Origin of the sequence: Gimesia algae (genome assembly GCF_007746795.1) — a bacterium.
Classification (GTDB): domain Bacteria; phylum Planctomycetota; class Planctomycetia; order Planctomycetales; family Planctomycetaceae; genus Gimesia; species Gimesia algae.
The window spans coordinates 1,848,151-1,869,554 of record NZ_CP036343.1 but is presented as its reverse complement, the minus strand read 5'-3'; the positions used below and the strand labels follow the sequence as shown (position 1 = coordinate 1,869,554).

The 21,404-nt window shown below is 47.4% G+C and carries 12 protein-coding genes and 1 pseudogene; 7 read left to right on the top strand and 6 right to left on the bottom strand.

What is annotated here, in order from left to right:
- Positions 1 to 27 precede the first annotated feature (27 nt).
- The 5 genes from istB to Pan161_RS07005 all read right to left on the bottom strand — a co-directional run bounded on the left by istB (position 28) and on the right by Pan161_RS07005 (position 7,114).
- Positions 28 to 738, bottom strand: a complete 711-nt coding sequence (gene istB / locus Pan161_RS07025; protein ID WP_145223927.1) for an IS21-like element helper ATPase IstB — start codon at positions 736 to 738, stop codon at positions 28 to 30.
- Positions 656 to 2,359, bottom strand: a complete 1,704-nt coding sequence (istA, locus tag Pan161_RS07020) for an IS21 family transposase (protein WP_145223926.1) — start codon at positions 2,357 to 2,359, stop codon at positions 656 to 658. The genes istB and istA overlap by 83 nt, the downstream gene beginning before the upstream one ends.
- Before the next feature lie 48 nt (positions 2,360 to 2,407).
- Positions 2,408 to 2,704, bottom strand: a complete 297-nt coding sequence (locus Pan161_RS07015; protein ID WP_145225377.1) for an LEPR-XLL domain-containing protein — start codon at positions 2,702 to 2,704, stop codon at positions 2,408 to 2,410.
- 374 nt (positions 2,705 to 3,078) lie between these two features.
- Positions 3,079 to 6,240, bottom strand: coding sequence for a serine/threonine-protein kinase (locus Pan161_RS07010; protein WP_145225376.1), 3,162 nt, complete (start codon positions 6,238 to 6,240; stop codon positions 3,079 to 3,081).
- A gap of 322 nt (positions 6,241 to 6,562) precedes the next feature.
- Positions 6,563 to 7,114 (bottom strand): RNA polymerase sigma factor, encoded by a 552-nt coding sequence (locus tag Pan161_RS07005; RefSeq protein ID WP_232103762.1) that lies wholly within the window; start codon positions 7,112 to 7,114, stop codon positions 6,563 to 6,565.
- A 1,085-nt stretch (positions 7,115 to 8,199) separates the two neighbouring features.
- Here Pan161_RS07005 and Pan161_RS07000 point away from each other — a divergent pair.
- Positions 8,200 to 8,547 carry an integrase core domain-containing protein gene (locus Pan161_RS07000; RefSeq protein ID WP_197995738.1) on the top strand — a complete coding sequence of 116 codons (348 nt, stop codon included), beginning with the start codon at positions 8,200 to 8,202 and terminating at the stop codon, positions 8,545 to 8,547.
- A gap of 956 nt (positions 8,548 to 9,503) precedes the next feature.
- Here the strand turns inward: Pan161_RS07000 and Pan161_RS06995 are convergent.
- Positions 9,504 to 9,884, bottom strand: a complete 381-nt coding sequence (locus tag Pan161_RS06995; RefSeq protein WP_145225371.1) for a winged helix-turn-helix transcriptional regulator — start codon at positions 9,882 to 9,884, stop codon at positions 9,504 to 9,506.
- A 160-nt stretch (positions 9,885 to 10,044) separates the two neighbouring features.
- Between Pan161_RS06995 and Pan161_RS06990 the strand changes: the two genes are divergently transcribed.
- From Pan161_RS06990 to Pan161_RS06965, 6 genes and pseudogenes are all read left to right on the top strand, one after another.
- The gene (locus Pan161_RS06990) at positions 10,045 to 10,923 is read left to right on the top strand and encodes a DUF4437 domain-containing protein (RefSeq protein WP_145225369.1); all 879 of its coding nucleotides are present in this window, start codon (positions 10,045 to 10,047) and stop codon (positions 10,921 to 10,923) included.
- Positions 10,924 to 10,995: 72 nt separating this feature from the next.
- Positions 10,996 to 11,982, top strand: a complete 987-nt coding sequence (locus Pan161_RS06985) for a zinc-dependent alcohol dehydrogenase family protein (RefSeq protein WP_145225367.1) — start codon at positions 10,996 to 10,998, stop codon at positions 11,980 to 11,982.
- A gap of 771 nt (positions 11,983 to 12,753) precedes the next feature.
- Positions 12,754 to 13,275, top strand: a pseudogene (locus Pan161_RS06980) (polymorphic toxin-type HINT domain-containing protein); the annotation flags it as partial.
- Positions 13,276 to 14,236: 961 nt separating this feature from the next.
- Complete coding sequence (locus Pan161_RS06975; protein WP_197995737.1) at positions 14,237 to 20,431, top strand: cadherin repeat domain-containing protein; 6,195 nt, start codon at positions 14,237 to 14,239, stop codon at positions 20,429 to 20,431.
- A 26-nt stretch (positions 20,432 to 20,457) separates the two neighbouring features.
- Positions 20,458 to 21,018, top strand: coding sequence for a hypothetical protein (locus Pan161_RS06970; protein WP_145225361.1), 561 nt, complete (start codon positions 20,458 to 20,460; stop codon positions 21,016 to 21,018).
- A gap of 23 nt (positions 21,019 to 21,041) precedes the next feature.
- Positions 21,042 to 21,401 carry a hypothetical protein gene (locus Pan161_RS06965; protein ID WP_145225359.1) on the top strand — a complete coding sequence of 120 codons (360 nt, stop codon included), beginning with the start codon at positions 21,042 to 21,044 and terminating at the stop codon, positions 21,399 to 21,401.
- Positions 21,402 to 21,404 lie beyond the last annotated feature (3 nt).

Genomic DNA, 21,404 nt, shown 5'->3' with positions numbered 1-21,404 from the left:
GTCAGTATGCCAAAGTGTGGAAGCGACTCAGGCTTTTTTGCGAGGTGGCTTCTTTTGTTTCATCGACTCTTTGAACCGATAGCTTTCACCATTCATCTCAAATATTTCACAATGGTGCGTTAATCGATCCAAAAGTGCTGCCGTCATCCGTTCGCCCTGAAAGATCTGGCCCCAGTCGCTGAAGGCGAGGTTGCTGGTGATCAGCAGACTTCGTCTTTCATAACGATCAGCAAACACCTGGAACAGTAGTTCCGCACCAGCACGGCTGAAAGACAGATAACCCAGCTCGTCGACAATCAGCAGATCGAGCTTGTCGAGCCTGTTCAGGAGACGCTCCAGACTGTATTGCTGTTGCGCGGTTTCCAGTTGATTGACGAGTGCCGCAGCGGTGAAGAATTTCGTTCGGATTCCTTCACGACAGGCGGCCAGGCCCAGTGCAATCGCCAGATGGGTTTTGCCCGTTCCCGGCTGACCAAGCAGACAGAGATTGGTATGTTGCCGGACCCATTCACCACGGGCCAGCTCCAACACCTTCTGTTTGTTGACTGATTTCATGGCCGCGAAGTCGTAATCTTCCAGCCCTTTTTCCACTGGGAACTGAGCCTGTTTGATCCGGCTGGTCAGCGCATTCGTGGACCGTGCCGCCACTTCCAGTTCAGTCAACTGCAGCAGATATTGCTCGAACGTCTGATTTGAGTTGGCCGCTTCGTGGGCCAACTTCTCGAACTCCGCATTCATGGCCGGTAACCTTAACTGCTTGAGATTGCTCTGCAGCAGTAGATTCGGATCGTTTTTCTTCTGTATTGTTTGTGGGGGCACGATGATCTCCTTGTGTTGACGTAGAAAGAAACAAATCAAAATGGTTCAGGCTCGGACAGGGAACCTGTACCGACAAGACCTCCGGACGACTCAATTCTTCTTTGCTCAGAGTTGCCGGAGAGAAATCAGGCTGATTGCGGGCATGCGCGGTACTGCGTTTGACCCGGCGAATGATCCGGTCGGCATCCGCTCCTTCGGGGCCACGCAACTGTTCGATGGTTTTCTGGACGCGCTGGACTGGATGTGCGGACAATAGCTGTAGCACTCGTACATATTGTTTTGCTCCCGCACATAAGCCATGCCGGTTTTCCAGCCGTTCGCGAAGTTCGTCAAACACCGGCGGTAGCTTCCACTGACGGTAGACGTTGGAATGATCTAACGCAGCCGGTCGCCGCCCCAAAGCTGCGAGGTAATGCAACGGGTTAAGAATCTGACACCCTTTCTCATAGCTTCTTTGATGGGTTGCCACCACAGTTCCCTTAAAGACCATTTCCACACGGTCAACGTAACCTTTGACGCTCACCGTCTGAAACGCACACTGTCGCGGCACGCTGTAATCCACGTTCTCAAACCGGGCGAACTGATACTTGTTGACCTTTACTTCCCGGCGGATGCACGGATCAAAGCGGTGCCTGGGCAACCCGGCGGCGTTTTGTTTGTCCTGTTCCAATCGTGTGCCGATGGTTTCTGTCTTACCACTACTGAGACGCTGCTGTTCCTGGAGGCAGCATTGCCGAAGATAGTTGTTGAGTTCCTCGAAATCTTCCATCTTGGGAACCGGAGTCGACCATTTCCGCTGCAACGTCTTCACGCGATTCTCAACGACCGGTTTTTCGTTCCCGCTGGCCGGCAGGCAGAACAGTGGTTCAAAGACATAATGACTTGCCAGGGCTGCATAACGTTGGTTGATTTTGCGACTCCGCCCGCTGAGCACCGCGTCGGCTACCGTTTTCGGGTTGTCCCACCAGACTTCTTTGGGAACGCGATCAAAATACTCGAACGCCTGCACCATGCCTTCCAGAATCGCTTCGGTCCGTTCCGTCGGTAGAGCGATCACAAAGGGGGCGTTGGAATACGACCAGACCAGAATCAACACTGAAACCCGTCGTCGTCCGTCGGGAAAATCGACATAAATCTTGCCGAAGTCGGCTTCCAGCCGTTGGCCCGGTTGGTGATCAAGCGGGATGAATGTTTCACGTTTATTGGTTCGGTGCTTCCGCACGAATCGACAAACTGCATCGTAACCGCCGAGATAGCCGTGCTCGTCCCGCAGTCGCTCAAAGATTCGTTGTGCTGTGTGCCGCTGTTTGGGTGGTTGCGATTCATCATCGGCGAGAATCTGTCGGATGGTCTCATGGAAGGGGCCCAGTCGGGGAGCCGCCTGAGTCTGGCGCTGCGAATATTGTTGCGGTTGCCCTGCACCGTGTAATACTTCGCGGATCTTTCGCCGTGAATGATGAAATGTCCGAGCGATTTCCCGGATGCTCATCCCGTCGCGATGAGCACGCCGTATACGTCCGTAATCGTCCACCGTAAGCATCCTTCACCCCGAAACTGAAGGTCAAAAGCCTCCAGTATCAGGAACTTGCTACGATGGGTCCATTTTACGCGCCAATAACTCCCCCAAAGTGGGTCCGCTTTGCACGCCAATCTCCAAGTTCTCAAGGCCGCCAATAAATGCGTTGAGCCCCTCAGTGAAATCTTCCGGGCTATGTTGATCTAGAAGCATTTCAAGCCGATTGGCCGATAAGTCGGCCGTCAGTAACAACCTTGGTTCAAGCTGTTCAATCTGAACCTGCTGTCTGCCAGCATTCCTGCGGTTACGTTTGTTGGCATGTCGGCGGCTACGTTTACGGAGATTCTTCATGAAATTTTTGTGTGTCATTATGATTCTCTGAGTTGTGTGGAGTCAGGCTGTCAATAAGAGCAACTGGGGGAAATCGGCAGAATATTCAGCCGAAGCGGTTCTCTTAATTCCAAGAACGAATGCGCCTAACGCATGTTTACGAGATTTGCAATGAAATCCGGATTAATGCAATCAAATCATCCATAAACCGTTTCACAAAAACACGTTGCAGAAACACAACAGAGTGAGACAAGGGGGGAGGCAGAGTGTAGAAAGCAGTAGCGTCAGTGACTTGCCAATTGTGCGATACCAGAAAGATAGATTTTGCAATTGGGAAGGCCATCGGCCAGTTTCTTAGCACCTTCAGAAGTGATTTGTGTCGAGTAGAACATCAAAACACTCAACTGGGAGAATTAGTAAACGATGGTGCATTGAGGCACGGATTTCTTCAGCTCAGCGACTCCCTTGGCCGTTACTTTTGTGCTTAGAAGTCTGAGTTTAGTGAGAGACTTTAATTTAGAGAGTTGTTTTAATCCTAAATCGGAAATCGGCGTTTGTGAAAGATCAAGCATTCTGAGATTGTGACAATCTGTCAGGTGCACTAATCCTTGATCGGTAAGTTGAGCTTGTGTAAGTGCAAGATTAACCAGGTTTTTCATCGTGCCAAGGTGCTTCAACCCGTCGTCTGTGACATTTCTACTTTCTATCACAAGGAATTGGAGTTGAGTCATCTTAGTCAGATGGCGCACCCCGGTATCGCTGACCCCACTGAGATTCAAATACAGCAGCTTCTTCATTGGGAGAATTGATTGTATTCCCTCGTCGGTGACTCTGGTACTATGAAGATTGAGATACACCAGGTCGTGTAATTTTTTTACTATGGAAAGACTTTGGTTTGTCACCAGAGACCCGGAACAATCAAGGCTCTGTAGTCCTTGCATTGCAGAGAGATACTTAAATCCCGCGCCCGAGACTTTCTTGTGAACGATTAATAATCTATCAAGGTATTGTAGCTGGCTAAGATTAGAGAGGCTTTCGTCATCGATATAAGAATTCTGATCAAACCCAACTTGTGTCACACGAAAATTTTCGTCTGGGAGATCTTCCAGTTTCTCGATGTCGATGTCTCGGATACTCCCATCTACATCGATTTCTAATTTTCCCCCGATTTGCAAAACCCATACTGCAACTGCACGTTCGGGATCGGCCGATAATTTAACCTGAGGCGGGCCGTTCCAATCGACCTTACAAGCTGGTAACGCTTGTTTGAGGGCAGCAATTCCAGCGACTGTTACATTAGTGTTGATCAGGCTCACTTGTCGCAACTGCTTGATCTTTTGCAGATGCATGAGGCCTGAATCTGTGAGAACGCGACCAGTGCGATTTCCGATTATGGTAATGTCTATCAATTTCGGAAAATTCTGTAAATTCTGAAAATGCTTAAGAGCCACTTCATATAGCTCGAAATTTTCACATAATCTAATCGAACTGAGTTGCTGCGCGGAAAGTTGCTTGAACCCCTTTTCAGTAATCGCGGTCTTCACAAGTTCGAGACGTATGAGTTGGGGTAGCTTATTCAGATGGATAATACACGCATCAGTATAGTTCGGCGTGGATAATTCAACATGTTTGAGGCCTTTCAGTTGTGAGAGACAGCCGAGTTCCTTCTCATCGAACTTATAGGGCATCATGATTCTATTGAGGCTGGGCAATGACGCGAGTTGCGAGATTCCATGCCTGGTGACTTCTGTCTGAGTTAAACTAAGGGACGTCAATTCAGACAAACCTTTCAAGTTGATAATGTTGTCATCGTTCACTTTTTTACGATTATACAGATCTCCGAAACCCACAGCCCGAACTTCGAATCGCTCTGCGGGCAACATGTTTTTCAATTTCACCTCGATTCGACGTTTAGCATTGCTCGATATTTTCTTCAAAGATAATATGCCGCCAACCGACAACACCCATTCGGCTGCAGCGCGGTCGGAGTGTGTGGACTGAGCAGTGTCGACTGTCTTGGCATGAACGATTTCTACCAGAACTGACTTACCACGGGTGAGTTTGAACCTTCCGTTCTTAATAGTTGCGCCGTCTGGTGCTCCCCCTTTGATTTCCACTTCATATTCGCCTGCAAAGTAGGACGTTGATTGAGGTCGCTGTCGTAATGCAAAATTATCCACGATACGACCGTTTCGTTTGATAATAATTTCCAGTGCTGGATCGAACGAAGTGATCGTGATTTTGCCGTTATTTGTTGCCAGTTGAAGTGCGAAAACTGTCAGTAACAAAGTAACAACTACTGCGGCAGCAGTTTTCAAACGCCACTTTCGTTGATCTCGTCCAGGAGCAGATATGACTTGTTGCTCAGTCTTTCGAGTGAGAACTTCCAAGTTACTCCCTTTAGTGAATGATTCCAGAGCTTGCACAAGTTGACCGGGATCTTCATATCGTTCACTGGGACTCTTCGCTAACAAACGCTCCAGGATCGCTGACAATTTATCGGGGATCTCAATTCGTCGTTCCAAGACAGAGGGAGCAGTTTCGTTGCTGTGTGCCTTAATCCGTCGTGAGATGGATGTGGCATTCAGATGCTCGAACGGTACTTCACCGGTTAACAGCTTGAAAAACGTACAGCCCAGGCTGTAGAGGTCTGCTCGGATATCAACGTCATGAGAATGGCCAATCTGTTCGGGAGCCATGTATCCGAGCGTTCCCAGAATCTGACCTGCTGAAGTCAACTCACCTTCAGCTGGTTCACCGTTTTGAGCTTCGATAGGTTCATCACCCTGAATGAGGGCCAACCCCAGATCGAGAATTTTGACCTGTCCCTCGGTGGTTAGCATCAAATTCGACGGTTTAATGTCACGGTGGATCAAGTCATGTTGATGAGCATACTGTAAACCCACGGCAGCCTGCCGAATAATTTCGCATGCATCGGCGATTGGCAGAGGCCCCATTCTCTCGATGAGCTGTGAAAGATTAATTCCCTCCAGATATTCCATCACCAGAAAATGCGTACCGTCAATTTCTCGTGCGTCGGTTGCACCGACAATATGCGGGTGATTCAATCGGCCTACTGACAGCATCTCACGTTCGAATCGAGCAATTCTTTCGTCTGGAACGTGGCTTCCAGTAGCTATGATTTTTAAGGCAACGACTTTGTCCAATTTGGTGTGCACCGCTTTATAAACGGTACCCATGCCGCCTTCACCGAGTTTGGTAACGATGCGATATTGGTCAATTTGTTCGCCGGCCAGATTAAGTTGATCACGCTTGTTTTCTCGAGGATCTTTTGCAAGGTGATCGATGTATATTGAATCTTCTGCGCCAAACTGTGCGATTTGCTTAACAGCGCGTTGGAATGCCGGTTCTTTTATGATCGGCTCTTCATCGAGAGGTTTCTGTACGAAGCTTCGTCTGTTTTTGTTCTGCCGTTGATGCTGGGCATCCAAGGTCGAACGGCAATCAGCACAAGACTCAAGATGTGCAAACAACTCATCAGCCGATTGTTCGGGGAGATCGGCTGTGATTAAGGCTTGCAATTGTTCGTGGCTTAGGCATTCCGGATTGGGCATTAGGAACTCTTGTATTTAGATTCCGTAGAATCTTATTCACTATTTTGATGATCGTATATGCTGATTCTGATCACAATGCGTCTCGATCAAGTCTGTGATCTTGATTCGCGGTATATATATTTGGGTATCCCAATCGAGTAGTCCAGTTCAAATCTTATTTGAAAAACGGTTTCCCTAATATTCTAAAACGATTGTGCCTAACGCGAACTCATAGAAAAGCCCAAAAAAAGTTTAGAGATACAAAGGTAGCTATTAACTCATTCACCATGTAATAAGTGGCATCGAGCCAGTGATTTGCGAAAAAATGGAACGTCAAATTTGATTAGTCGATGAGATCAGCAAGTTCTTCACGTAAACGTCGGCGAATCCGATAGCAAGCCTGCCAAACTGCTTGCTCAGTCATCTTAAGTTTTTCTGCGGACTCGGCTGCCGTGTAACCATCGATTACCACAAGCCAAAACGCTTTGCGACTCTGTTCCTGAAAGCTGCCATCTAACAGTTCTATCGCGCGTCGCATGACCATCCCGTCTTCGGCAGCTTCCGTTTCTTCAAGTTTGGATTCGGGGAGTTCCTTTAAGTGGTTTTGCCAGCCACTACCACCAATGGCGCTCGTATGACCGCGCATTTTGCGAATCAAATCACGAATCTTGTTGGCGGTGATCGTTCGTAACCAGCCTCGAAACGTGCCGCTCCCCTTTTTTCGAAAGGAAGCAATTGAGGTCGATACAGAACGGAAGACTTCCTGCATTACGTCAGCGGCATCGTCCGCACTCAATCCTGATTCGTTTCGGCACCAATGAAAAACCAGTGGGCTATAGATTCGAACCAGCCGTTCCCAGGCCTGCTGGTCATGCAGTCTGACACGGTAAAGCAAACTCGAGGATGTTAATGTGCTTGCTCTATTATTCAATGAAATGACCTAGTCTTTTTATCTCTCATTTAAATGTCAAATCCGCTTCATAGTTATGAAAATCACCTCAATTCGGTCAAAGTAATCGCAGATATCTCGATTATTTAAAGAGTTTTGATAATCTATTAATCATACCCAGAAACAGACTCGATTTCAGTACTTCTGTTGTCAATATCCGTTTTTGTTCCTTTTTTAGGATGAAGCCACTTGTACTGTTCTCAATGATAGAATGGTACTAATTCATAGAAAAACTTAAGCCGCTTCACAGGTTGATTGAATTGCTGCAAGCAGCAATTCTGGTAAGTATCGACAACTGTTTTAAGTTCTTTTTAACTAGATGACCGCCTCGAAAGGTCAATTTATTCAGCTAAATAAAAAGTCAAATTGTTGAATCATGTTACGAGGGATCATCGAGCGAGAGCTTCGGCCTATATTGAAAGTCATAGCTGATTTTGCTCTATGTTATAATGTGCAAGTTCAACTCTGAGGTTAGCATGAAAAGCCTGAATGTTGATGATTCAGGATGTTTCCTTCCACACTATTGGGCCATCTATGAAATTCATCCTGCAATCTTGGCAACTGTTTTTCATCATAATCGCTGATGGGGTTAACAAGCAGCAACAGGAAGTGATTGAATACTTGAGAACCGAGAGTCAGGTTCTCAAAGAGAAACTTGGTAAGAAACGCATTTTACTAAATGACGACCAGCGTCGAAGGCTCGCTGTTTAAAGAAAGATTATGGGACGTAAGCGACTCGAACAGGTTGGTATTCTGTTTTCACCAGATACTATTCTTCGTTGGCATAAAAAGTAGATAACCAAGAAATGGGATTGTTCAAATCGAGGTAAGAGAAAATCAGGTAGACCCAGATTGCTTGATGAAGTTAAGCAACTCGTGATTCGAATCGCAAAAGAAAATTCTTCTTGGGGATATGACCGGATCGCTGACGCGGTTGCACAATGAATCCACACGAAATATGTCTGAAACAGACAGCCAGAAACCTGTCAGATGAGGACGGAGGATTTTTGCGTGAGAAGCAAAAAATAATCATGGATCGAGACACGACTTTTTCTGAGTCATTTCAAATGATCTTAAATCAGTCAGATACTAAGCCGATTGTCTTGCCTCCACGCTCTCCTAATTTGAATGCTTTTATTGAGCGATTTTTTCTTTCACTCAAATCAGAGTGCCTCGACAGAATGACTTTCTTTGGCGAAAACTCGTTAAGAAATACAATTAAAGAATACCTGACTCATTATCACGAAGAGCGGAACCACCAGGGACTCAATCATCAGATCATTGAACTGGGAGAGGAAGTTGGTCAAAGCGCTGGTGAGATTGAGTGCCGCGAGCGACTTGGCGGCCTGCTGAACTATTACTATCGCGAAGCGGCGTAGTTTTTCTGATCATATCATTCTGTTTCTTCTGCGATCGCGATACGTACACTCCGTTGAAATCCGGCACAAAAGTCTTTCTACGTTACGAACACAGATGACAGTCAGCCCAGAATGGATCTTGCTCACGGAGTATAAAAGGCAATTTTCAAAGAACTTATCGCGCGGTTGAATAAATTGACCATTCGGCTACTTGTCAGCGGAAAGGTCGATTTGGTGCTTAGAGATGAATTTGATGGTGTTTTCAGGCAAACATGATTTAAATTCGGTCAAACGGCTTTAGCTTTGATTTGTTTGAAAACACTGGTTTTGGAGTAGATCGGTCTGCTGATTTAGGCTTTGGAGAAAAACGCCTCTGGAGTCAGATATTCCTCCAACATAACTACCATTCTGAGTCATGTATTTGACGTTCTGGAGTCAGTCTAAGTACTCCCAATAGCAATTTAGAGGCGTTGTAGCTCCCGCGTAGTGTCCTACTTGTGACTAGGGGAGACCTATAAAAAACAAGAGCTGTCCCATATGGGACAGCTCATTGTCTATGGAGGCGGCGGGTTTCCGAAACAGAAGTTGTAAATACCTGAAAAACAAGTGGTTTGCGAAGAGTGCATTTTTCTAATTGGACCTCTTCTGGACTATCATTTTTTTCGCTGTCGATGGCGTCGAAAAGTCACGTTTTCTTTCGGAGGCCGGTTTGCGACCGCTTGATTTCTCGGCAAATGCAGCAGAAACACTGCCGGGATTAGTTTCTGCAAGACTGCTGGAGAGTCTTCTGATTTTTCCCTCGGCCTCTTCGAATAAAACAGCTTACCATCCAGCCTTTTTTAAGACTCAATTTATCAGGAGGGAAGATCGTTTAAGTTGTGGTCGGCTACAGCCTGTCAATTGTCTTGATAATTGTTGGCAACGATGACCATTGCCCGTGAACACCGTGAGGATGCAGGCACCAGCTGTAAGCGATGTTACCGAGTCTCATCTTCGCTGGTCTGTCGCTGCTCAAGCAGTTTCAACGCATGTGACTCTCCCCATTTTTTCAATGCGTTGATGACTGGCTTCAACGACTCTCCTTCTTTCGTTAGCTCGTACTCAACTCTTGGTGGGACTTCAGCGTAAACGGTCCTCGACACCAATCCACTTGATTCAAGTTCACGAAGCTGCTTGGTAAGCATTCTTTGCGTGACGCAACCGATTGTTCGCTTAAGTTCGCTGAATCGGAGTCGGCCATTAAGCAAGTAGTAGAGGATGATTCCTTTCCACTTGCCGCCAATCAATTCCAGAGTCGCCTCGACCGGGCAAGCGGGCCTGTCGTAGTCAACATGCCGGTTTTTCTCTTTGGTATCCATTAGGTGCCTATATGCCAAAAAAGTGCGTACTTGCGGAAAACGTTGATACCGGTATTATGGCACTGTACCTACTGGAGGTCAACGTTGGATTCAAATCATTGAGAGCCGGTTGTTTGTGATTCTGCACGCAATCTGCGATCAAGAAAGCAAAAGGAACTTAATGAGAATTCCCATACCACTACGTCAAGTCTCAGTTTTATCGCTGATCGTCGTTTCGAGTGTTGTTGGTACAAATAAATACTGCTATGCACAGGATGAGTCGTCTCAAAACGTCGAAGTCGTGCCGGCTTCTGCTGCGAAATGGCAAAAGTTAAACCCCAAGCGGGGCGACAAGAGTCCTCAAGCTGCCACGCTATGGGGCGACCGCAACGGCAAGGAAGCGACTGGGTTTCTTGTAAAGTTCATTGATGGATTTTCGTCTCCGCCTCATATCCACAATGTTACTTATCGTGGTGTCGTTATTGAGGGACGTGTTCACAACGATGATCCTCAAGCCAAACCGATGTGGATGCCAACGGGTTCTTTTTGGACACAACCCGCAGGCGAAGCACATATCACATCAGCGAGAAACAGCACCGTTGCTTACATTGAGATTGAAAGTGGTCCCTATCTGGTCATGCCTACGGAAGAGACATTTGATAACGGGGAACGCCCCGTCAACATCGACCGGTCGAACATCGTTTGGCAGGATGAGTCCAGCACGAATTGGATAGAACCCTCGCCATCGAGCGACAAAAAGGCGGAGATCGCTTTTCTTTGGGGGAGTCCTCACAAGGCGGAGCTACACGGGACGTTGGTCAAATTGCCTGGCCAGTTCTCAGGGACAATCAGAGGTAATGGTTCAACTTTCAAAGCGGTCGTCATCGCAGGCGAATCGAATCTGCATCAGTCATCGGGAAAAGGTAAGGTGACGCTGGCCGCCGGCAGTTACTTAAACGCAAAAGGTAAAGCGGTGCTTCGTATTTCATGCGATGCGAACGAGAGCTGCACAATTTATATCCGCAGCAATGGCAAGTTTACCATCGCCTCTAAGCTGTGAACACGCTGCTAACGGACAGACGCAGTCTGACTTATATACTATTTGGCATCACAATTAAGGAGATTTTATCCAATGAAAGCAATGCTCATTCACAACTATGGCGACGACGCTGTTTTTGAAGCAGCAGAAGTTGATACGCCGGAAGTCAAATCTGGTCACGTGTTGGTCAAGATCGCTGCATCCAGCGTGAACACGGTCGATACGATGATTCGGAAAATGGGACAAGAGTTACCGTTCGCTCCCGATGCCCCCGCCATTCTCGGAATGGACTTTGCCGGTACGGTCGAAGCCGTCGGCGAGGGTGTATCAGGGTATTCCGTCGGTGATAAAGTTTATGGATGTGCGGGCGGATTAGCCGATCTTCCCGGCACTCTGGCGGAGTACATCGTCGCTGATGCGAAGCTGATCGCTCACAAGCCCAAGAACCTTTCCATGCGGGAATCTGCCGCCTTGCCGCTGGTTGCAATCACTGCCTATGAAGGTTTGAAACGTGCTGGGATCGAGGCAGGCCAGAAGGTGCTCGTTCACGGTGGCTCTGGTGGCGTAGGTCATATTGCGGTTCAACTGGCAAAACACTTTGGTGCAGACGTGTACGCTACTGGAGGTGGTGAAAAACAACTGGCATTGATTCAGCAACTTGGTGCAAAGGGCATCAACTATAAGACTGAATCGGTTGAGCAGTACGTTGCCAAACACACAAATGGAGGCGGGTTTGATTTGGTGTTCGACAGTGTTGGTGGTGCGAATCTCACAAACTCATTTGAAGCTGCGGCACTAAACGGTCAGATTGCCACGACAGTTTCGATGTGTGAATTGGATTTGACCACCGCTCACTTTAAAGGTTTATCGCTGCACGTTGTCTTTATGCTGATTCCGATGCTGCACAACTTCAGGCGTGAAGAGCACGCAGAGATTCTGCGGAACGTGTCTCAGATCGTTGACTCTGGCGGCCTGACACCTGTGCTCGACGAGACTCACTATTCGCTCGAACAAGCTGGAGAGGCGCACGCTCGCTTGGAGAGTGGTCAGGGGATGGGAAAAATCGTCATCGACAACTAAGCGACGAACTATAGCCGTCCCGTTGACCGTGAACCGTAAGATAAATGAATTTTTACATAACGGTTCGTCAAGGCAATTGTGATGGTCTAAGCCGGGTGTCCTTTTAGAATTGGCGTTCTGATCGCACTGAATGCAAATTGTCAGGTCGCTACCAAAGAAAGGTTTGCCGTGGTTACTGTTCGGAAATTTCAACTTGAAGACTGATCAGCGGTGTCATCAAGAAAGAGCTGGTCGGGACATATTACATTAAGCCAGACCTTCGGGTCTGAGCCTTTGAAAAAAGCCACCTTGCGATTTCTCGCAAAGTGGCCTGATTGGAGGCGGCGGGTGTCGCTCTTGAGGCAGATATTCGGGCTGAAGAATATTTCCATAAGTTAGATAGTATTCGACACTTGGGTTGATAGTGCTGGTATGAGAATTGTTATTTGAAATTGCTGAATCGGACACAGTCGGACAACGAGTCGGACACTTTATCGGACCAGTTCTAATTGAAGTATCCCAGAAAAAGATTACAGTCTTTTTAGTGCCCCACTATTTCTGGGGAACTTCAAATTGATGCGCAACGGAAGCAATACCTTAGTACGTATTAGCGGAATTGGGCAATCGTTATCATATGTGGATGAATCTAAAACGTTTGGCTAGGATGGCTCGGTGATTTTCTGACCCCATTTATCGAACCAGATATGATTGGGGTTGAAAATAAACCCAAGACTTTTCTAAATGGGAAAAAACAGAAGAACAAAGCTCTTCATAAAGTCAAAGAATCATTTCATGTCTAACTTCACCCGCAAACTGCTGATGCTCAGTGGTCTCCTTTTTACAAGCTTCTGCTTCTGGAATGCAGAAGCCGTGTTGCTTGGTGGCGCGGAAACTTCAGCGCTATCCGGCGCGGTGAATGAACTCAACATGTCGGAAATGTATGTGGTGGGGGCAGCGGAAGTGCTTTCGATTTCTGCCTGTCCGCCCATTGATCCGGGTGACGGACCGGTCGTGCTTTCGACGTTTAAAAACGTCGCGAACAATGTCCTCAACATCTATGTGGAAGGGGAAGCCGAGCCAATCGGCGTGACCGCCGGGCATCCGATCTGGAGCGAAGACCGTCAGACCTTCGTGCATTCCGACCAACTGCAACCCGGCGAACGCCTGCGTTCCGCGTTCGGTAAAACAGTCCGCATCACCTCGATCGAAATCCGCGCCGGCCCCGAGCCGGTCTATAATCTGGAAGTCGCCGGCGAACACGTCTACAGCGTTACTGGTTCTGGTTTGCTGGTGCATAATACGGGGCAGTGCGAGCCTGATCTGTATGTATTCGATGAGGGTATGCGACCCGTTGTGCCATGAGAGTGCAGCCGTTCTTGTGCCTTTGTAAAGAGGCTTCATTTCAATATAAAAAGTTTGTTCTCGGAATCGATTGTTCGTTGAATGAAAACATTTCCTTTAATGAAGCGGAAGACGCCTCTCTTGATGCAGATGAACTTCTCAGTTATGCCACTGAGCTTTCGGATAAAGAAGTACTTCTAAAACCAAGGTTGCCGCAATTTCCGCTGCTCACGCTTTCAGAGCCACAACATATATTGCCAAGGAATTTCTGGATGGGGGGGGCAATTCTGCGATTCGTGCAGTGGATAGCTCTATGATCGTCATTTGCGAGATGAACTGGCCTTTTGCTCCAGCTTTAAAGGACTATGATTTTCTGAAAGAGTTGAGACATGGAGATCCTATCGACTACTTCTTCGACTGTAGTGACACAGGTCCGCTTGGTGAGCTATGGCACGGAAACCCTCCAGATTGGTATCTCGAAGTGAAACAGATATACGACAAGAACATTACTTTATGGGAGAAGGGAATTTTAAAGAACAAAATGTAAACAAATTGAACTGCAAAAAACAGCAGTTATCACCTGAAGCAAATTTTCATGCTTTTCGAAAGATTTTTCTTGAACTGGAGAAATTACTCAGGTATTCTTTGTCTCATCCTCTAAAAAACACGCAGGCACAAGATAATGCACAGTGTTCTTTGAAAGTATCACCTCATCTTATTCAGTATCACCTCATCTTATTCAATGACGGGCCACTTCTTTTTTTAAGTAGCATTATCACCCTTCTGTCATTTTGACAAAAAGTTATGTTGGGAGTTTCAGTCGTATTCTGATTACCTGAGTGTGCCCTTGTTTTTACAAGCACTTTTCAAGGTTCAGGTACGTACTGAAAGTCACTACTTATCGCTCAGGTAGCAGCTTTGAAGGATGATTGCCATGGTGTTGAAAGACTGGTTGTATTCTTTACGTCACTCTATAAAGTACGGTTCTCCCTGTCGTTCACGACGTTCCAGTCGTCGCAGAAAAAAACACCATCATCAATACATTGCCTCGATTCAAAAACTGGAAGCACGCCAGTTACTCAGTGGTACCAATGAAGCCCCTCAATTTGATGACGGTGAAATGGGCTACTGGTGGAATGTCGCAGAAGACACTCCTGTTGGAAGCGTTATTGGCACCGTCTCCGCTACTGATCCAGAAGGAGATTCGTTTTCTTATGCTTTAACTTCTGGAACGGACATTTTCTCCATTGATGCTTCAACAGGGGCTGTAACATTAATTGTCGGTCTCGATTACGAAACCAACCAGTACGCATCATTTGGAGTTAGTGCGACTGACACGGAGGGAAATGTAGCATCTTCTTGGGGAGACATCTATGTTACCGATGTGAATGAATCTCCCGTCTTCGACGACGATTGGGGGATGGGATACTGGTGGAGTATCGCAGAAGATGCCACAGTGGGAACGATAGTCGGTACAGTATCCGCCACTGATCCTCAAGGCGATACCGTTACTTACGAATTGACATCGGGAAGCGAGACTTTTGCCATCGATGCTTCGACAGGTGAAGTCACCTTGATTTCTGCATTGGACTACGAAACCAGCCAGTACGCTTCGTTTGGAGTCAGGGCTACTGATACAGACGGCAATACAGCTACCAGTTGGGGAGATATCTCCGTTACCGACGTGAATGAATCTCCCGTTTTCACTGAGGGAGAAATGGGATATTGGTGGAGCTTGGCAGAAGACACGCCTGTGGGGACAGTTGTAGGCACGGTTTCAGCCAGTGATCCACAGGGGGATACAGTCACTTATGGTTTGACGTCAGGAAGTGAAACCTTTGCCATCGACTCTACTTCTGGTGAAATCACACTCATCACTTCTTTAGATTACGAAACGAGCCAGTACGCTTCATTTGGTGTGAGTGCAACTGACACTAACGGAAATACAGCTACCGTCTGGGGAGATGTCAGTGTCACTGACGTGTCGGAAGCCCCTGTCTTTTCCGAAGGTGAGATGGGCTATTGGTGGACTGTCTCAGAGGCGACAGCAATTGGAACGGTCATCGGCACAGTGACTGCCAATGACCCACAGGGAGAAGCCGTCACCTACGAGATCACTTCGGGTAGCGAAACTTTTTCAATTGATTCTGTATCTGGTGAAATCACGCTGATCGCTTCGCTGGATTATGAAACAAGTGAATTTGCTTACTTCAATGTAAAAGCAACTGACACGGAAGGAAATTATTCTACTAGCTGGGGTGAGGTCTATGTAGAGGATGCAACAGAATCTTCAGGGAGTGGATCTGGTTCAGGAAGTTCTTCTGGATCAGGCAGCAACTCGGCTCCTGTATTCAGTGAAGGGGAAATGGGTTACTGGTGGAATGTCGCAGAAGATGCATCTGTAGGTAGCGTAGTTGGGACGGTCTCTGCTACTGATGCTGATGGAGATGAAGTTTCATATGCATTGACTTCGGGAACTGAATATTTTGCTGTCGATTCACTGTCAGGGGAAATCACTCTTATCGCTGTACTCGATTACGAAACCAGCCAATATGTCTCGTTTGGAATTAGTGCGACAGATACTTATGGAAACACTGCTACCAACTGGGGGGATATTTCTGTTACTGATGTAAACGAATCTCCCGTCTTCAACGATGATGGGGGGATGGGATACTGGTGGAGTGTCGCAGAAGACACTCAAGTGGGAACTATTGTTGGTACTGTCTCTGCGAGTGATCCGCAAGGTGATGCAGTAAGCTATGCTCTCACTTCAGGGAGTGAAACTTTTTCCATTGATTCGGTTACCGGTGAAATTACTCTCATCTCTCCACTCGATTATGAGACCAGTCAGTATGCTTCGTTCGGAGTGAATGCGACAGATACCTACGGAAATTCCACAACGTCCTGGGGACAATTTGATGTTACTGACGTGAATGAATCTCCCGTTTTCACGGGGGGAGAAATGGGGTATTGGTGGACAGTCTCAGAAGCCACAGCAATAGGAACTGTTTTAGGGATTGTTTCTGCAACCGATCCACAAGGCGATGAGATTACCTATCAACTGACCTCGGGAGCGTTAAAGTTTTCTGTCGATTCTACGACAGGTACCATTACACTCATTGCCAGTCTGGATTATGAAACAAATCAATACGAATCTTTTGGCGTTCAGGCAACCGATTCTACAGGCAATTCAACTTCCACCTGGGGTGAAGTCTACGTAGAGGATGCAACAGAATCTTCTGGCAGTGGGTCGGGTTCAGGCAGTGGTGAAGCATCCAGCAGCGGAGAGGCGTCTGGAAGTGGTACATCCTCTGGGAGTGGATCAACATCGGCGAGTGGCTCCTCTTCTGGAAGCGGCAGTAGTAGCGGTGAAGCGTCAAGCAGTGGGGCAACAGGAAGTGGCAGTTCATCCGCATCTGGTTCAGGAAGCGGTTCGAGTTCTACGAGTGGGACTACTTCTGGTAGTGGATCAAGTTCCGGCAGCGGGGAAGCATCTGGTAGTGGATCGAGTTCTGCAAGTGGGTCGACTTCGGGAGGTACCTCTGGTTCTGCATACAGTTCATCATCAGGTAGTTCATCTACTTCTGGAAGCAGCTCCAGTTCAACTAGCGGATCAAATTCTGGTAGCACTTCCGGATCAGGTTCCAGTTCTGGTAGCAGTTCTTCATCAGGTAGTGGATCATCTTCCTCCAGCGGCTCCACATCGGGCAACTCGGGAAGTGGAGCAAGTTCCACCAGTGGTTCAGGATCAGGCTCTAGTAGCAGTTCGACATCCGGCAGTGGGTCTTCAAGTGTAGACGTTGGAGAAGAGATTACTGATTCGCAGCAGGATGCTGATGATGCTCAGGGTGAATTTGATTCGGCTCTGAGCGGTGCACAAAGTACGGCGGCGGGAATTCAATCTACGTTTAATACAGCGGTCGCAGAATCATCGGCGACGTATAACACCGAAATTCAGACAATCGGAACGACATTGTCTGCCGGGTTGGCATCGATTGATTCAACCTACAATACAGAAACAACTACGATCAATCAAACCCTGCAAACAGCAATCGACGGTCTGAATGACACAGCTACGACAGACTTGAATACCGCGCAAAGTGATTTTGATACAGCAACGGCGGCGGCCAGTTCTGATTATAATTCAGCAATCACGACTGCCGAAACGACGTACACTGCAGCGATAGACGGAGCAAACCAAGCCTATGATGTCGCAGTCGCATCTTATACGTCTACTCGTGACGCCACATCACAAGCTGCAGAAGATGATCTTAATTCCGACATTGCGAATGCAGACTCGACTTATAATGCAGCAGTCGCGGCAGCTGATGCCGAATACACAACCGCTGAAGACGCTGCATTTTCTGCCTATGAGGTAGCAACTACCGACGCAACAAACATTTATAATTCAGCGGTGACAGCGGCAGCTTCCACCCGAGACGCAATATTAGCCTCATATCCAGATGTAACTTACGACCCATCGTTTCTGGATAACGACGCTGGTGTATTAGCAGCCATTAGTGCGGCTGATGCTGCCTACCAGTCAACAGTTGACTCTGCTACCTCTACATTCGAGGCAAGCATCGCCGGGTATCAAGCTGACTATGACGCGGCTATTACTGCGGCAAATACAGTTCATGCGACAGCCATTAGTGCGGCAAATGACATACACACTTTAGCTGTTGCAGCGGCAGAGTCTGATTATTCTTCGGCAGTTCAAGCAGCTCAAAATACATTTGATACAGCAGTAGCAGCCTTACAGGCCACTTATGATGCAGATATTGCTACTGCCCAGGCAGATTATAATACTGCCGTTCAAGCAGCACAGACGATTCATAATACTGCGGTCACTGATGCACAGAATGTCTATAACAGTGCCGTTCAATCAGCTCAATCGGCATTTAATGCAGCAGTAACGCCAATTAATGATGCATATAATGCAGCCGTTGCGGCCCGACAATCCACTTATCAGGCTGATCTACAATCATCTCAGAGCCAATACCAAAGTGATATGCAGCCTGCGAATACCCAGCATCAATCCGATGTGACCGCTGCACAAAATGCATATAACTCAGCAGTACAAGGATTTCAAAACACGCGCAACAACGCCGAATCGGATGCGTATGATACCTTTAACGACGCCGAACAAGCAGCTGCTGATGACTACTCCGATGCTGAATCAGCTTACTGGCAGTCGTATATGTACGATATGATGGGTGACGAAACCATTCTTTATAATGCTGCCAAGCAATACGCCCTGGACGTGGCTTTTGCAAATGTCACTTTAGTCAAAGCCTTAGGTGATGCTCATATTGCTTACGTCACCAGTGAACGCCCAGTAGATACAACACGGCAACAGGCAATTAATGCAGCCGATCATGCATTGGCGGTCGCGGATGCGAATGCGAGCAAAGCAAAATCGTTGCGTGATACTGATTTGAAAGAAGCATACCTGAAAGATCTAGCTACACTGGAAGCACAGCATCTGATTGATGTCGAAACCAAACGCAAAGATCTGGAAGAAGCCACCGCTGATGCACAGCTTGATCTGGACAAAGCGCTGGCAGCAGCTCAAACGGATCTGACCAAAGCCACGGCAATCGCCCAGAAAGATCTTAGCTATGCGAATGCTGCTATCACCGAAACCCTTGACAATGGAATTTCAACAGCCAATCAACCACTGCAGGAAGCTATTGCAGATGCTGAAGAAGCACGAGCCAATGCGATTGCGCAGGCCGATGCGAATCTCTGGAAGGCGGAAGCGGCAGCAGCTACGGTTTTGTCAAAAGCAATGTCATCCGCACAAATTGATCTTAGCTCGGATACGATCAATGAGCAGACAATATTTGCCACAACGGTTTCATCAGCATCAATTTCATGGGTGACAGCAATTGCTGGAGCGCGGGCAACAGCTTTTATCGCGTTGAATTCGGGTAACCCAGATCAGGCTGCAGTAGCTACTGCCTGGGAGGCATATGAAACTTCTGTTGCCATCGCCGGAGCCCAGAATGTAAATACAACCGCAGCTGCCTGGGCCAGCTATGCTAACGCAACAGCTTCAGCGGCGAAAGCAGAGAGTGATGCGGCTGCGGATGCCAGTGAAGCCCGGGAAATGCAGTCAGCAGACGATTACGTTGATGCTGTCTCTCAGGATGCTGCAGCAAATACAACTGCTGCCAAGGCGGTCGCTGCAGAATCAACCACCGCATCAATCGCAACAAATGCGGCAGCAAAAAGCATGAAGGAAGCGTCAGCGGATGCTGCCAAGACCTATACTGATGCTTCTGCCGATGCAGCCAAAGCCGCTGCAGATGCAGCCGCAGATACACAGCATACCTTGATCATCAACGAATTGCCCGAACAGTTGACCGCATTTACTGACTCGACCAATGCAGCAAAAACGAAGGAAATCGATGGGATCACTCAAGCGATGGCCGCACAGCGTGATTCGATCAATGCAGAACACACAAGAAATTTGGACGAATTATCAGCTGCGTTAACAGCAGCCAATAATGCAGCAGCCGTAGATGATTCTGTGGCTATCGCTGCTGCGAATAAAGAAAAAGCAGATGCTATTCTGGCTGCATGGCAAGAAGTCAACAATCTGCAAGCTCGCGCACCTGAAACATTTGCAGGGATGGCACCTGGCGGATGGGGTATGGGATTTGCAGGATTCATGGGAGGTGTCGGTGAGTGGGGAACGATCATTTGGGCCGGTATAGGGGGAGCCGGTGATGGTTTACTGATGTGGACTAATGCCCTGACATTAAACAGCTATTTTGGCTGGCTGGATGGTCTGGGGATTCCTCTGGATGAATATGTCGATGGCCAGATTGCCCAGGGAGGGGATCTCTATTGGTGGGGCAATTTATCCGCTCACGTCTCCGCACATGCATTGCATTTGGCGGGGGCAGTGTATGCCGTTGAAGCATTGTTCTTGGGGGGAGAAAGCATTCTTGTCGAAGGTTATTGGACGAGTAATGGAATCTTCCAACTGAGAGTGAATGGAACAGGCAATTTCATCCGACTGGACTTTCACCAGATTGAGGGATTTCGAAAGTGGGGTCGACTTCCTCATCTTGATGTCGGAAGATGGTTACATCACTTCCCATGGAATTTATTCAAGTAAGTTAGTCACAATTGGATCAGAGTTTTATGTACAAAATGGATCGAGAAATTGTCGGAGTCGTGGGGCATGGGGTGCCTCAGTCTCCACTGATCTGGGGTTTCTCAGCAGAACTCACGACAGATGATTTTAGGTTGATTCATGAAATTGTGAACCAGTCTGGTGCTATGCAATTTCAGATATTCATCCAAGGAGCGGTAGATGTGATTGCTGATCTCGCTGCCTTTCTGGATGAAGCGGGACAGGCAGTGAATCCGAATACAATCATTTATCGAGCCGACATTGGAAAGCTGAAATCAGAAACTGTCAACACGCTGTTGAGAGAGGTATGGAAAGCCAACTATGCCTGTCAAATGTGGATTATAGGTGGTTCGGATTCAGATATTAATGCGTTAACTTCAATCTTAAAATCGTCCAGCGCAGCTCTGATTTCGACAGCTTCCTCTGACGCTGCAGAGCTGAGTAATCAGGCTTTTGCGATTCGCATGGGATATGACGGGCTCTGTCTGGTTATTGATCTCTGGAAAGGGAAAGCTGCTCATGATGAGCATATGAATCTCGCACGAATGCTGGGCATCGAAATGTCCTAAAAGAAAATATGAAAAAAATCAACATGAAACGTCCGGCTGTCGAACTCAAGATTTACGATCTTGACGCAATTCGTGGCTGCCTGACTCGTATTGGCTGTGTGCTTGGTGAAGACACAATAACAGAAGAAGAGCGGAATGAAACAAGTTTCTTATATCGAATGGGTTGTCAGTTACATAATGAGGAATGGATCATTGCAATACACAAAATCCCCGTAGGCGGCCCTATTATCACATTTGAAGAAGTTAGTGAAAAGAAGTCAGCATTTTGGGGTTGGTTCACGAAGCAAAATAAAATAGATGAAGATTTTGTATTAGAAGAAATATTTGAGGCATTAAGTACTGAGAAATTGATAGAGTACCCACCCCTCAAAACAAATAATTGAAAA